The sequence below is a fragment of the Larkinella harenae genome, assembly GCF_054780515.1.
Map to the genome: position 1 here is coordinate 56957 of NZ_BAAGWE010000007.1, position 13681 is coordinate 70637.

Here is a 13681-nt window from a genome sequence, read left to right on the forward strand (position 1 = left end):
GGAAAAGAGCGATGCTTTACCTGCTACACACCACCAAACTCCTTGGGGCTATTCTGTTGCTGGCGACCTGCCAGACAGACCCGCTGGGAAAGAATTCCGCTCAACCTTTGCAACGCTTTGGGGCCGTCACCGGCTTACACCCGGAAAAAGTGGCTTACTACAAGCAACTGCATGCCGACACTTGGCCGGGGGTACTGAAGAAAATAAACGAATGCAACATCCGGAATTACTCGATCTACCTGCACGAAATTGCCGGGAAACCCTACCTGTTTAGTTATTACGAGTATGTGGGAAACAACCACCAGGAAGACATGAAGCGAATAGCGGCCGACTCAGTAACTCTACGCTGGTGGCGCGAAACGGCCCCCTGCCAGGTCCCTCTACCGGAAGCCGCGGTTCAACAGAAAATCTGGGCGGAAATGGAGGAAGTTTTTCACACCGACTGAAAAGAACGCGATGATGTCTAAAGCAAGTCTTCTGATCGTGGGGCTATTTCTTGCCTACGTCGGGAATTCAGTGGCCCAGGGCCACCGGTATGCGAAACGCTCGGAGCGCTTCTTCGGTTTTCATTTCGATTTTCACGCGACGGCCGCCGATATGGAATTGGGAAAAAATAAGGATACCGTTCTGCTGTCGGAATTCTTGCGTCGGACTCGCCCGGACTTTATCCAGGTAGACAGCAAAGGGCATCCGGGGTATTCCAGTTACCCAACGCAGGTTGGATACAGTGCCAACAGTTTTTTGAGTGATCCGTTGCGGACCTGGAGGGCCATCACCAAGGCGAAAGGGATTCCCTTGTATGTACATTACTCAAGTATTTGGGATCAAAAAGCCCTAAAAGAACATCCCGAATGGGGCCGTAAAAATGCAGATGGTACCACCGACTCGACCAAAGTTTCTCTGGAGAGTGACTATGTCCGTGAGCTGATGATCCCGCAATTGAAAGAGCTGATCGATGAATATGCCATTGACGGTGTATGGATTGACGGGGATTGTTGGTCGACGGGGCTGGATTATTCAACGAAGAATACGCAGGCGTTTCTGGCCGAAACGAGACTGGCTGCCGTACCCCGGAAACCGTCCGATCGTGGCTACCGGCGGTGGCTGAACCATAACCGGCAGGCGTACCATGCCTACCTGAAAGCGTATGTGGACACCCTGCACCGGCACGCACCCGGCTTTCAGGTGGCCAGCAATTGGGCTTATTCTTCGATGATGCCGGTACCCGTGGATACGCAGGTTGATTTCTTATCCGGTGATGTTTCAGCCGGAAACTGCGTATACAACAGCGCGTTTCAGGCGCGCTGCCTCGCTCTCCAGGGACGCCCCTGGGATCTGATGGCCTGGAGTTTTTTTCCGATTGACTTTATGGGCGGCATCCATAGCCCGAAGTCGCTGGTTCAACTGCAACAGGAAGCAGCCCAGGTCATCGCGATGGGTGGGGGCTTCCAGGTATATCTTCAGCAGAACCGGGATGCTTCGTTCCGAAAGACAGACACCGAAGCAATGGCCCGGCTGGCCGCCTATTGCCGGCAGCGGCAACCTTTTTGCCAGGATGCGGAAATTGTCCCGCAGGTGGGGATTTGGTATTCCCTGAAAGGCTGGCAGGAAAAAAATAACGGCGTATATGGCTGGTCGTCACACCTGGAAGGAATTACCTCCCTTTTGCTGGACAACCGCTATAGTGTTGAGATTCTGATGGATCACCAGTTGGACAAAAAAATGGAACAATACGCCCTGATCGTCGTGCCAGAATGGGAACAGTTTGACGAGAAGTTGCTCGAAAGGCTCAAAAAATATGTAAAGTCGGGAGGGCGGTTGCTGATCATCGGTGCGGCTGCATCCCAAACGTTTGCGTCCTGGCTTCCGGTGCAGTTTGAAGGGCGCGACAGCCTGATGCTGTTGAATGCGGGCAGTGAAAAAGCCGGTGGTATCACCGGATTAAAAACCCGATGGCAGAAGGTCCTTTCGAAGGATTCCTCCGAGAGGGAGGGCTTGATTTACGCCCAGAGTGATTTTCGCTACAGCACCCACTACCCGGTAGCGACTGTGCATCAACTGGGAAAAGGCGCTTTGGCAGCGGTGTATCTGGATCTCTCCTCCGCGTATCGGCAGTATAAAAGTCCTATTCTTAACCGGCTGGTTTCCTGTGTGGTAGACCGAATGTTGCCGAAACGCGATCTGAAGGTAGAAGGATCGGAGAAGGTTCATGTTGTCTGGAGTAAAAAAAGAAAGGCCCAACTGGTACACCTGGTTAATGTCGGGGGCGACCACGCTAATAAAACCGTCATGCGGTACGAGGAACTACCGGCCACGCCCCCCCTAGAAGTTAGTCTGCGTCTTTCGTCAGCACCCCGTTCCGTTCGACTGCAACCCGAGGGCAAACCACTGCCTTTCCGCTACGAGAAAGGATATGTGCGAATCAACGTTCCGCCGGTTTCTGTTCACGCCATTGTCGAGGTGCACCCGTACCAATAGCTACCTATTCCTAAACCCCCACTATCCCTACCATCCTCGTGCTCAATCCGATTGATCTTGCGATTTGCCTTCTTTACATAGTGGTAATGGTTTGCATCGGGCTTCGGGCGGGCTTGAAAGGCCGCGGGCGCCGGACGGAAACCCTTGGCTCCACCGACTACTTCCTGGCTGGCAAATCGCTCCGCTGGCCGACCATTGGCCTGGCGCTGTTTGCCACCAATATCTCGTGCATTCACCTGGTGAGCCTGGCGCAGTCCGGCTTCGACACTGGCTTGCTGTCCGGCAATTTCGAATGGATGGCCGCTTTCACCCTCATCCTGCTGGCGGTTTTTTTCATTCCTTTCTACATCCGGTCGGGGGTCGCCACCCTCCCGGATTTCCTGGAGAAACGCTACAACCGCGCCTGTCGCGACTGGCTGACGGTTATTTCCATCCTGTCGGCCATGATCGTCCATATTGCCTTTTCGCTATTGGCGGGCGGTATCGTGCTGGAAACCCTGCTCGGCATCAACATGTACCTCAGCGTGTCGGTCCTATCGGTTCTGGTCACCATCTATACGGTGATCGGTGGGCTGAAAGCCGTGGTTGTGACGGAGTCGGTTCAAACGGTCGTCCTGGTCGCCGGCGCGCTCGTCATTACCGTCGCGGCCTGGCATAAACTGGGGGGGTGGACGGAGTTCACGGATACGCTGACCCGGACCGGCAATCTGGATAAACTGTCAATGCTGAGACCTTCCGGGGACCCTGGCGGGATTCCCTGGTATGCGGTCTTTCTGGGATACCCGGTGCTGGGCATCTGGTACTGGTGTGCCGACCAGACCATCGTGCAACGTGCTCTGGGAGCCAAAGACCGTCACCACGCCCAAACCGGGGCTTTGTTTTGTGGCTTCATTAAAGTTCTGCCGGTCTTTCTATTTGTGTTGCCGGGCCTGATGGCCTACGCGCTCGCAGCAAAAGGGCAGCTGAACCTGTCGTCCATCACCACGTACCCGGTTGCGGGAGAAAAATTGGTTAACAGCAAAGGAATTTACACCCTGATGATCACGGAACTCCTGCCGGTCGGCCTCTCCGGGTTGGTCGTCGCAGCGCTGCTTTCCGGGCTGATGAGCCAGGTATCGGGGGCTTTGAACTCCATTTCTACGTTGATCAGTTTTGATCTGGTCAAACGCTCCCGCCCGGACATCCCGGACCAGGCGCTCGTCGCCACTGGCCGGATTGCGGCTGTGGTTTCGCTGGGGATTTCCATCGCCATGCTTCCCCTGCTCAGCCTGTATGAGAGCCTTTTCATGGGGCTTAACGACGTAATTGCGCACATAGCTCCCCCCATCACCTGCGTATTTTTGCTGGGTGTTTTCTGGAAAAAAGCATCGGCCCAATCGGCCCAGTATACCCTCTGGGCCGGTTCGTTCCTGGGGGTAGCGGTATTCACCGTCGGAAAGCTATTTCCGCTGTCTTTTTTAGGACAAATTCCCTTCATGATGACAGCCTTTTACCTCTTCGGCATTAGTGTTCTTCTCCAGGTTGTCCTCTCGTTTGTTTTTCCCGTTCGGCACACAGCCGAGAGCAGCCTGCTGTACTGGAGTTCCCCGCTGGACCCGCTACGCCAGCCTGGCTGGAAAGGGATTGGCAACTACAAGGTTCTGTCCGGCATTCTTCTAACCATCATGGCCGGCCTCTATTTGATTTTTAACTGAAAAAAGGTTTGGATATGACCTCCCGCGAAAAGATTTTTCACACAGAAAGCAAGGCAAAAGCTGCGGATCTGGAGCACCGGGCGATTATCAATCGGGTGCTGAAGCAATCGGATGAGGCTTTCCGAAAAGGGACCGAGCAATTTGCCGACCTGGAAAACGCGAAAAGGCAGGCCGCCCGCATCAAATCGGAAGCCCTAGCCCACCTGGATCAGTATCTGCTGGCGTTTGAGGCCCGTTTTACCCGGGCGGGAGGAAAGGTAATCTGGGCGGAAAACGCACAGCAGGCACTCGATGCGATCGGTGCGATCTGCGCCCAAAAGCGCGCTTCCCTCGCCGTAAAAAGTAAATCGATGGTTACGGAGGAGATTCATCTCAATCCCTTTCTGGCCGCTCGCGGCATTGAGGTGATCGAAACCGACCTTGGCGAATACATCCAACAACTGGCGGATGAGCCTCCGTACCATATCGTGGCGCCTTCCCTGCACAAAACCAGAGCAGAAGTCGCCCACTTGTTTCATGAGAAAATGGGCGTCCCCCCGGGATTAAGTCCGGAAGAACTAACGCTCGCTGCGCGGGAAAAACTGCGGTTGAAATTTCGGGAAGCGGAGATTGGGATTACCGGAGCTAACTTCATTCTGGCCGATATCGGTGGCATTGCGATCACTGAAAATGAAGGAAATGCCCGGCTGACAACCAGCTTTCCCAAGACGCATATTGTCCTAACGGGCATTGAGAAAGTGCTGCCGTCGGTAAACGATTTGGGCCTCTTTTGGCCGCTGCTGGCCACGCATGGGTCGGGACAAAAAGTGACGGTTTACAATTCGATCTTTACCGGCCCGCGAAAAAAAGGAGAAGTGGACGGCCCGGAGGAAATGTATGTCATTCTGCTGGACAATGGCCGGACAACTATTCTGGCCGACCCGGTAGCTCGGGAGAGCTTGCAGTGCATCCGCTGCGGAGCCTGTCTGAATGTGTGTCCGGTTTATAAATCGATTGGAGGCCATACCTACCGCAGTACCTACAGCGGACCCATCGGCTCCGTCATCACCCCGTACCTGCGAGGAATAAGCGAGAACAAACACCTGAGCTATGCGTCTTCGTTATGTGGAGCCTGCACCGACGTGTGTCCGGTCAAGATCAGCCTTCACCAGCTTCTTTTGCACAACCGACACCGTGCCGTGCGTGATCACCATACCAGCTCTTTGGAAAAAACCGCCTGGAAAGGATGGAAAGTCTTGATGAACAACCGGCGACTGCTTGACGCGGTGGGCGGGCGTGTTAAAAATGTAATTATGGAAACACTGTTTTCCGGCGGGTGGGGCCCCCGCCGGAAGCTGCCGATCTTTTCCGGGAAGTCGTTTAGCAAACAATGGAAGGAGAAAAAGTCGTAGCCCACCCAACCAGGCACTAGCCGGAAACTACCTGATCAATGGACCATTCTTCCGCCAGGAAAAACATATTGGAAAAGATTGCGCAAGCCTTGAGAAACCCCTCCGACTCGCTGAATCCGGAAATTCCAGTCCGGGATTTTTTCAGAAAGGAAAAAGGAACCCGGCTGGAAAGGTTTGCCGCCGAGTTTGCTGCACTCGACGGCAAACTTGAATTGTTCGGCAGCACCCCAATCCTGCACCAAAAGCTTAGGGAAATAAAGGAGCAAAACGGCTGGAAGAACCTGTACGCCAGCAAAGCGTCCTTTCCCTTTGACCTGGGGTTGCAAGCGCTTCCCTGGATAGCCAACACCGCTTCTGATTCGGCTGAAGCGGTTATTACGGGCTGCGAGTGCCTGATCGCACGCACCGGTACCATCGTGTTAAGTACGGCGCAGGATTATGGCCGGGCGCTCACGGTTTATGCGCCGGTTCATATCGTGGTGGCCTCCATCGATCAGCTCGTTGACGACATCGGGGACGGGATTGGGGAGCTGCACGCTAAATACCGGGAAGGACTGCCGTCGGCCATTTTCTTTGCCTCCGGACCGAGCCGGACGGGGGATATTGAGAAAACCCTGGTCAAGGGGGTTCACGGCCCAACCCAGGTATATCTTTTTTTGGGCAGCAACGCATCGTTGGCTCAACTCGACTATTCATTTCATTTATAGCAGCATGAATCTCGGACTGGAAAAGAAAATCATCATCGTTACGGGCGGAGCGAAAGGAATTGGGGAAGGCATCGTCCGGCTCCTCGCGGAAGAAGGTGCCATCCCGGTGGTGGTCGGGCGGAATAAAGAAGACAACCGACAACTGGTGTCGGAATTGGAAAAAGCCGGAAAAGCGTCCTTTCAGGTCACTGCTGAGCTCACGCGTCCGGAAGAAAACCGGAAAGCGGTGGAAACGGTGCTTGGCCAGTTCGGGCGCATCGACGGACTGGTTAACAATGCCGGTGTCAACGACGGAGTCAGCCTCGAGAACGGGAGCTACGACCAATTTATGGAAAGCCTGCACCGCAACCTCGTGCACTACTACCTGATGGCCCATTTTTCATTGCCCGCTCTGATTGCTTCCCAAGGAGCCATTGTCAACATCGGCTCCCGGACGGCCGAAACCGGCCAGGGCGGCACGTCTGCTTATGCCGCATCCAACGGGGGGCGTAATGCCCTGACGAGAGAATGGGCGGTAGAACTCCTTCGGTATGGCATCCGCGTTAACGCCCTGATTGTCGCCGACTGCTGGACACCGCTGTATGAAAAATGGATCCGTACGTTTGCCGATCCAGAGGGAAAACGAGCCGCCATTGAATCGTTGATTCCGTTGGGGAATCGCATGACGACTCCGGACGAAATTGCTGCGATGGTTGCATTCCTCCTTTCTGAAAAATCAAGCCATACCACCGGGCAGCTTATCCATGTCGACGGTGGGTTTGTTCATCTCGACCGGACGATCCGTTCGTAAACCAAGATATGCAAGTACAATTATTCATTCCTTGTTTTGTCGATCAGTTGTTTCCCGAAACCGCGTGGAACATGGTAAAAGTGTTGGAAAAATGCGGCTGCGAAGTCCACTACAATCCAGCGCAGACCTGTTGCGGTCAGCCAGCGTTCAACGCCGGGTATCACGGCGAATGTGCAACCGTTGCCGCCACCTTTCATTCTCATTTCGACAGCGGGGCTTACACCGTCGCCCCCGGGGGATCATGCACCGGCTTTGTGCGTAATTACCACGACCGGATCCTGTCTGGCCCCCAACCGCTTCAAACGAACCTCTACGAGCTTTCAGAATTTCTTACCGATGTGATGCAGTGCGCTGACCTGGGTGCCGTCCTTCCCGGCCGGGCGGTTTACCATGATGCCTGCGGAGCCCTGCGGGAATGCGGAATAAAAGAGCCGCCCCGGACGCTGCTGAAACAGGTGAAAGATTTACAGCTCATCGAAACCGATGATTGTGAGGTCTGCTGCGGGTTTGGGGGGACTTTTTCGGTGAAGCATGAAGCTATTTCAACCAGTATGGCGGAACAAAAAGTAGCCAACGCTTCGGCCGTCGGAGCTGACTACATCATTTCAACCGACCTTTCGTGCCTAATGCAACTGGATGGCTATATCCGACGCCATGAGTACACCCTGAAAACAATGCACATCGCCGACGTACTGGCTTCAGGATGGTAGAACAGAAGCAGGATCGCCAGCAAAAAGGTGAGTCGGCTGGGCGTGCGGTTGACTCGACCAGGCCATTTTCTTAAAGCCGTTCCTCGGTACGGTGGTTTTTTACGTGGTACATAAACGAATTAATAAGGCAGTGATGACGCTAAAAAATGTAATTCAACAGGCTGGAATCGATAAACGGTTACCTTGGAAGACCATTTTCAGCCTCCTTATGGTTTGCGCTGCGGTATTGATCTTTTGGGCCGGGCAATCCCCCCAAACTACTGAACTTTCCAGTTCTTCTCCTTCCTTGCAATTGAAAATGGAAGCGAGCAGGGATTCTGCGAAACTAACCAGGCTGGGATGGGATACGGAGGGAACCGGACGTGACACCATTAACTTGCTGAAGTCACCCGTTGTGTTAACCCTCAGTAAGGAAAACCAGCTCCTGGTCGTGGATGTGAAATCAAAAATGATTGATCCACAAACCATTCACTACAAATTCTCCTTGCCGGAGAATAAAGAGGTAACCTGGGAAATCGCAGCCAGAAAAGGCGAACTGCGCATGCAGGTGGCGAGTAACGATGACCTATCTGACCAGGTAGACAAAATGGAACTGGTATTTCCGCTTAACCCCAGGAAAACGATTACCTCCATTATCAGCAGCAACTGGACCAACAAAGGCAACTTTCAATTGCCGGTTATTGTAAGCGCCCCCGACATGGGGCAACTGCTCCTCACGAGTCCCCAAAGCCAGGCAGTCACCGGGTATACCGAAGGCAACAGGCGTGAAGGGTCAATACGAATAAAAATTAATGTACCGGTCCCAACTAAAAAGTCGGCTACTGATTTGACATTCGTGCCGGCGGTATTGCCTATGCCGTCAGGATTCACGGATAAAAAACGATGGGCTGCGGCCCGACGGGGCTGGTTCAACCTGATCCATCAGAGTTGTGGAGCCTCTGGGGGAGGCAAAGAAGCCATTGGGGTCTGGTCTAACAACGCGCTCAGTGACCCGGTCAGTAGCTTGCTGTATTTGCTGGGGGAGGCAACCCTTTTCATGCCAGAGCTGGCCCCCGGCGTGACGATGCCCCCCATTCTGCGCCGATCGATTGAGTATTTTTTGGATCAGAAAATGACGGATTACGGGTTGATCGGGTATACGGCCGGCGGTAAGCCCGCTCGAAAAGAGGACCAGGGGGATCCTGACCCGACCGATAAATCGTATCGACCTTCCCAACACCAAATGGTCATGGACGGTAATCCATCCCTTATCATCGGTGCATGGTCCTATGTCAAAGCCACAGGGGACACGAATTGGCTGAAACGGCGCCTGAAAGAGTTAGAATTGGTAGCACAATTTATGACAGATAATGACATTGACGGTGATGGCATAATCGAATCAAAACAGAGTGGAAACAAAGGGTCTCGCCCCCCGCGCAACCCTGATATGGCCTGGGATTGCTACGCATCCGGGCATAAAAATGCGTATATAAATATTCTGGCTTACCGGGCTTTGAATAACCTTGCTGACCTTGAAAAAAAGGTGGGCCGACCTAAACAAGCCGAGACGTATGTTCGGCAAGGGAAAAAATTAAAATCCGCTTTTCTTAGCACCTTCTACAATTCGGAGACCGAATGGCTGGGGTGGTGGAGGAGCCGGGATGGAGAACTTCACGACATTCATTCTGATATACCGACAAGTCTGGCCATTACAGCTGGACTGATCGATGAAGAAAAAGGCAAAAAAATGCTCCAGAAGTATTGGCGTGCACTGGAGGCAACGGGATTTAATCGATTTGATTTGGGGGTGCCGGTTTGCCTGCGTCCCGTTCCACCTTCGGAGATGGAACATCATTCCGAATTCCAACAATTCCTGAATGGAGGTTGCTGTGTAATCAACACGTCTTACCTGCTTGATGCCCTCTACACGGTCGGAATGACCAAGCAAGCCGATAGAATTCTTGACGCGATGCTTCAGCGGCAAAAGGACGGGGCTTTTCCCAACGGGGGTGGTTTTCAGAACGGTTTTGTGGATAAAATGGGGTCCGGGGCAGAAGTGTTTGACTGGCAGGGCAATCCCGCCGGGTATGAGGGACACCTGGTTTATTGCTGGAGCTTTTTGCATTCCATGTTGCGCAAGGAGCCCGCTTTTCGCAACCAGAAATTTTGAGATCCTGCTCAACGACCCTCAGGCCCGCAAAATGCAACGGGCTACTAGCCATCCGACAAGTTCTGACGAGGACAGGTTATAGATTATTTCATTGGACCCGGACCAACTGAACGCCCAGCACCGGACGTCCATCAGTCGTAACGCCCTGAATCACCACGCGCAACGTCTGTACGGCATCTGAAAGCGGAAAACGGAGCTGGCTATGGCCCTGGCTATCGGTTTGCATGATGGGTTTCCAGTACAAGACATCCCGGTAATCGACGGGACCAGCACTGGTGCCGGTGGTTGTTTCCGTATCATAGCGTGGTACATAGAATTCGCGCTGTACCGCCGGGTAGCCAATAAATTGAATCGGCGTCATATCCGATTTTGGTTTTGCACTGCCCTGCATCGAACGTTTGCTCTTGGTATAAAAAGCAATAACGCCATTTCCACCCCGAACCCCGTATATGCCCGCCTTGCCCGAATTTTTAAGTAATTCAATCCGCTCGATATCGCTTGAATTGAAGTTCATCAAAGCGGTTCCGTCAGGGTCCTGAATGGGAACCCCATCCAGTAAATACAAGGGCTGCATCCCACTTTTGAAACTACCCACACCCCGCACAAATACCTTGTAGCTACGCGCCTGCGCAGCCCCTTCGCGGGTAACTGTCACGCCCGTCAAGCGTCCCTGAATCATTTCGTAGAGATTTGCGTAGGTTGGTGATCTCTCATCGACCACCAGAACCGCATCAGCCTCTTGGTGTAAACTACGCTGTTGAATATCCTCGGGTCTACCCTCGATTTTACGCGTTCGAACCGTAACTTCGCTCAGCACTTTTGCCGTATTGTCGCGGTAAAAATTGGCGTTTGATTCCTGTCGAATTCGGACCGCTTCCAGTTGGGCGCGTAATGCCGACCAGTTTGGCGAACGGGTAAGTTTACTCGATTCCCATCCTATGCCGGGTCGTTCCTGAACCAGAAAGGCTTCTTTAGGAAGGATTTTTTTTGACTGACGGTCCGCGAATTGGGTCATCAGTTGCACCGTATCGGCAATGGCCATACCCGCCAGCCGAAAGCGCCCCCGTTCGTCAGCGGCTGCTGATTTGACGAACGATTTCCCGGATCCGGTCGACACCACGGTGAGTTTTGCACCGGGTATGGGTTGATTTTTTGCATTCAGGATACGACCCCAGAGCGATACACCTCCGAGCGAATCTGTTGTGGGTGTGCCGCGGACCCGTCGCCAGCCCTGGGTCAGCAAAAGGTCGTCCAGCGCTTTACGGGTTTCGGTCGAGTGATTCACGATGTATTGGTTAGGGTTTTCGATCCGTCCCCTCAACTCTCCCGTTAATAACAAGTGTGCTGGCAACGAAGCCTCGGCGGTATCATCAGGCACTTTGCTGGCATCGGTGATCGAAGCCGACAAAGCGGCTGACGCCGGTGCTCCGTTATCGGTCAAATTGACGCTTACGATGACCTGCTCGCGGGGCTGATAGCGGTTTTTGTTGAAACTCAATCTCACACGGACCGCTGCCATGAATTCGGGTACAAAAACCAATCGCTCGGCTTGCGGCTTGGCCAGGGCATCGTAAAGGGTGATTTGTGCCAGCCCCGGTAACCAACTCATCATGGGCAAGCTGATCTTCGCCACTCCATTTTGCAGGAGAATTTTGCGCCCATCGACTACCCGGCCGTGTTGTTGAATAAGAATATATACAGAATCGATACCGGTCCGGTTAGCGCTCCTGATGGTCAACGCCAGATGGGTGGTGTCGCTGATGGCATCGGCGGAAAGCAGCAGCCCTTGTGTTTCGGGTTTAGGCAATGGAACGTGTTGCGGCTGGTTATTATACACGACGTCGGCGTAGTAAGTCCGTTGCGGTTTTGGTTCCAACGACACGCTGGTCATCCCCTCCGGATTGGTCTTGAAACGAACTATTTCCGCTCCCAGGTCGTCAACAATGCGGCCCGCGATGGCCAGACCCTGCCCATTAGGCTGTACAATTTTGACGCCCAGCCGTGCTGGCAATCCTGAAATCCACCGACCACCTTCCGGCAGAATCTGAATGTCTACTGGCTGAGGAACCGAATCATTCGGCATGGATAAGTCGGTCCGAACCAGGTTATAGAGGGCCACCGAACGCTCGAATGCGGGGCGTCGCTGGGCGTCATCTTCATCCGTATAGGCGCGTACACGATACGTTCCAGTCATAAGGGTATCAGCCAGTCGGAAATTCCCTTTGCCACGTCCATCAACAATACGCATCCATTGGTGCTCCACGAGTTTCCCGGTTGGTGTAAGCAGGTCGACATGCAGGGCCGTTTCGCCACCGGCTAGCTGGTAACTAGTCGCGTCAAGTAAGTAGGTGCTCATCCAGAGCCGATCGCCGGTGGCGTAAAAAGGTTTGTCGATGTGTACAAATACCGTAGGAGCCAGCAAGTTGAATTGCTTGTTGAAGGTCGCCCTGATCCGCCCCAGGCAGGTGTCGGGTAGCGCGAGTTTTCCCTGGGTAGCCAACGGTTCGTTTGTCAATGCCTCCTGCTGATTCCCGTCGGGTTTCCAGTCGGCGGGCAACATGGTCGATAGCCGGTCATTTCCCATCGATCCTACCGCTTCCATTCCTTCAGGCATCGTAATCACCCCATTCACGGCCATTTGGAGCTGACCGCTGGGTAGTTTCATTTCGGTGTAGGCGTAACGCGCATCGGGATAGGGCGAGAAACCCGAGGACGCATGCCTATAAAACACAATCAGTTTCCGGGACGAAACCAATCGGCGTTCCGTCGCTAATCGGCCGGGTTGAATGACCGTAGAAACCTGAATCGGAATCAACCGCTTGTAGTCGCTAATCGCAGCGGCCAGCGTAATGGTCCGGCCTTCGCTGGAAATCGGCTTCGTGGCATCTTCCTGATAAACCATAAAACCCGCCTGTTCGAATGTATTGTCAATCAGACTGGCCATCAAGTGCCTGATCGATCCTTTATAAGCCATCAGCCGATTCCGCCGGAAACGGTTGGCCTGCCGTTCATTCTCGGGTTTTAATTCTTCGAAACGGGCCATACCCGCCGAATAAAAATTGCCCGATGCTGAAACATCGAAATGTTGCAAGGCATACATCAGTCGATACCCCAGTGCCTGATTTTCAATAATTAAGGGTTCGCTTGCCGTCGCATACAGATGATCTTTGTCTTCTTTAAAATAGAGCGCATCGCTGTTTACCAGTAGGCATTGCCCGCCAAACGGCTCGCCGAAGAGTTGTTTTTTAAACTGACGCAAGTGCCGTTCCCAGCTTTTCGGATTGCCCCGTACGGTTACGGCATCCAGCATTTGTTCACTTTCTTGCAGCCGGAAATCGGCTTTTTGCGGAGCTGTATTTTCAAACCGAATTTTTCGCGTAGCCGGTTGATAACCCACAAACGAAGCCGCTATTTCAACCGTGCCCAATGGTATACCCACCAACGAATAATAGCCCTTTTCGTCAGTAGTGGCACCCCGCGTTGATCCACTAACATAGACGTGGGCAAAGGGCATGGGTTTTCCCGTTGTGGCATCGGTTACGTAGCCGGTCAGTACAGCGGTTGTTTGTCCATGTGCCGACAGGATTGATCCCAGAAGTAGAACGGCCGTTAGCCAGCCGCTCAAAAATGAGCAACGCATAGTGATGAAATTAGCCCCATTAAAAAGACCACCGCCCGGTAATTTTACTTGTGGCTGGACCATGTACCATGTCACCAATGCACACCTTCTTGGGTGTTTTCGGGGTTCACACAGGCCATACG

The 13681-nt window shown here is 53.3% G+C and carries 9 protein-coding genes; 8 read left to right on the forward strand and 1 reads right to left on the reverse strand.

Annotated features, from left to right (window positions below; genetic code table 11):
- Positions 1 to 11 precede the first annotated feature (11 nt).
- The 8 genes from ACYVH9_RS25460 (at position 12) to ACYVH9_RS25495 (ending at position 9919) form a co-directional block, all read left to right on the forward strand.
- Positions 12 to 446, forward strand: a complete 435-nt coding sequence (locus tag ACYVH9_RS25460; RefSeq protein WP_460639247.1) for an L-rhamnose mutarotase — start codon at positions 12 to 14, stop codon at positions 444 to 446.
- Positions 447 to 459: 13 nt separating this feature from the next.
- The gene (locus ACYVH9_RS25465; RefSeq protein ID WP_460639248.1) at positions 460 to 2478 is read left to right on the forward strand and encodes an alpha-L-fucosidase; all 2019 of its coding nucleotides are present in this window, start codon (positions 460 to 462) and stop codon (positions 2476 to 2478) included.
- 86 nt (positions 2479 to 2564) lie between these two features.
- On the forward strand, positions 2565 to 4172 hold the full coding sequence (locus ACYVH9_RS25470) for a sodium:solute symporter (protein WP_460639249.1): 1608 nt from the start codon (positions 2565 to 2567) through the stop codon (positions 4170 to 4172).
- Between the two features lie 14 nt (positions 4173 to 4186).
- Positions 4187 to 5563 (forward strand): lactate utilization protein B, encoded by a 1377-nt coding sequence (locus tag ACYVH9_RS25475; RefSeq protein ID WP_460639250.1) that lies wholly within the window; start codon positions 4187 to 4189, stop codon positions 5561 to 5563.
- Positions 5564 to 5601: 38 nt separating this feature from the next.
- Complete coding sequence (locus tag ACYVH9_RS25480) at positions 5602 to 6270, forward strand: LutC/YkgG family protein (protein WP_460639251.1); 669 nt, start codon at positions 5602 to 5604, stop codon at positions 6268 to 6270.
- Between the two features lie 4 nt (positions 6271 to 6274).
- Positions 6275 to 7060 (forward strand): L-fucose dehydrogenase, encoded by a 786-nt coding sequence (locus tag ACYVH9_RS25485; protein ID WP_460639252.1) that lies wholly within the window; start codon positions 6275 to 6277, stop codon positions 7058 to 7060.
- 8 nt (positions 7061 to 7068) lie between these two features.
- Positions 7069 to 7770 (forward strand): (Fe-S)-binding protein, encoded by a 702-nt coding sequence (locus tag ACYVH9_RS25490; RefSeq protein WP_460639253.1) that lies wholly within the window; start codon positions 7069 to 7071, stop codon positions 7768 to 7770.
- A gap of 298 nt (positions 7771 to 8068) precedes the next feature.
- Positions 8069 to 9919, forward strand: coding sequence for an MGH1-like glycoside hydrolase domain-containing protein (locus ACYVH9_RS25495; protein WP_460639254.1), 1851 nt, complete (start codon positions 8069 to 8071; stop codon positions 9917 to 9919).
- An 88-nt stretch (positions 9920 to 10007) separates the two neighbouring features.
- Here ACYVH9_RS25495 and ACYVH9_RS25500 read toward each other — a convergent pair whose 3' ends face one another.
- A complete protein-coding gene (locus ACYVH9_RS25500) occupies positions 10008 to 13559 on the reverse strand; it encodes a carboxypeptidase regulatory-like domain-containing protein (RefSeq protein ID WP_460639255.1) in 3552 nt (1183 codons plus the stop codon).
- Between the last annotated feature and the right edge of the window lie 122 nt (positions 13560 to 13681).

Bases quoted from the DNA above. Each gene is read 5' to 3' on its own strand.
- ACYVH9_RS25490 (WP_460639253.1), top strand. From the start codon at position 7,069: ATGCAAGTACAATTATTCATTCCTTGTTTTGTCGATCAGTTGTTTCCC.
- ACYVH9_RS25475 (WP_460639250.1), top strand. From the start codon at position 4,187: ATGACCTCCCGCGAAAAGATTTTTCACACAGAAAGCAAGGCAAAAGCT.
- ACYVH9_RS25480 (WP_460639251.1), top strand. From the start codon at position 5,602: ATGGACCATTCTTCCGCCAGGAAAAACATATTGGAAAAGATTGCGCAA.
- ACYVH9_RS25460 (WP_460639247.1), top strand. From the start codon at position 12: ATGCTTTACCTGCTACACACCACCAAACTCCTTGGGGCTATTCTGTTG.
- ACYVH9_RS25500 (WP_460639255.1), bottom strand. From the start codon at position 13,559: ATGCGTTGCTCATTTTTGAGCGGCTGGCTAACGGCCGTTCTACTTCTG.
- ACYVH9_RS25470 (WP_460639249.1), top strand. From the start codon at position 2,565: ATGGTTTGCATCGGGCTTCGGGCGGGCTTGAAAGGCCGCGGGCGCCGG.
- ACYVH9_RS25485 (WP_460639252.1), top strand. From the start codon at position 6,275: ATGAATCTCGGACTGGAAAAGAAAATCATCATCGTTACGGGCGGAGCG.
- ACYVH9_RS25465 (WP_460639248.1), top strand. From the start codon at position 460: ATGTCTAAAGCAAGTCTTCTGATCGTGGGGCTATTTCTTGCCTACGTC.
- ACYVH9_RS25495 (WP_460639254.1), top strand. From the start codon at position 8,069: ATGGAAGCGAGCAGGGATTCTGCGAAACTAACCAGGCTGGGATGGGAT.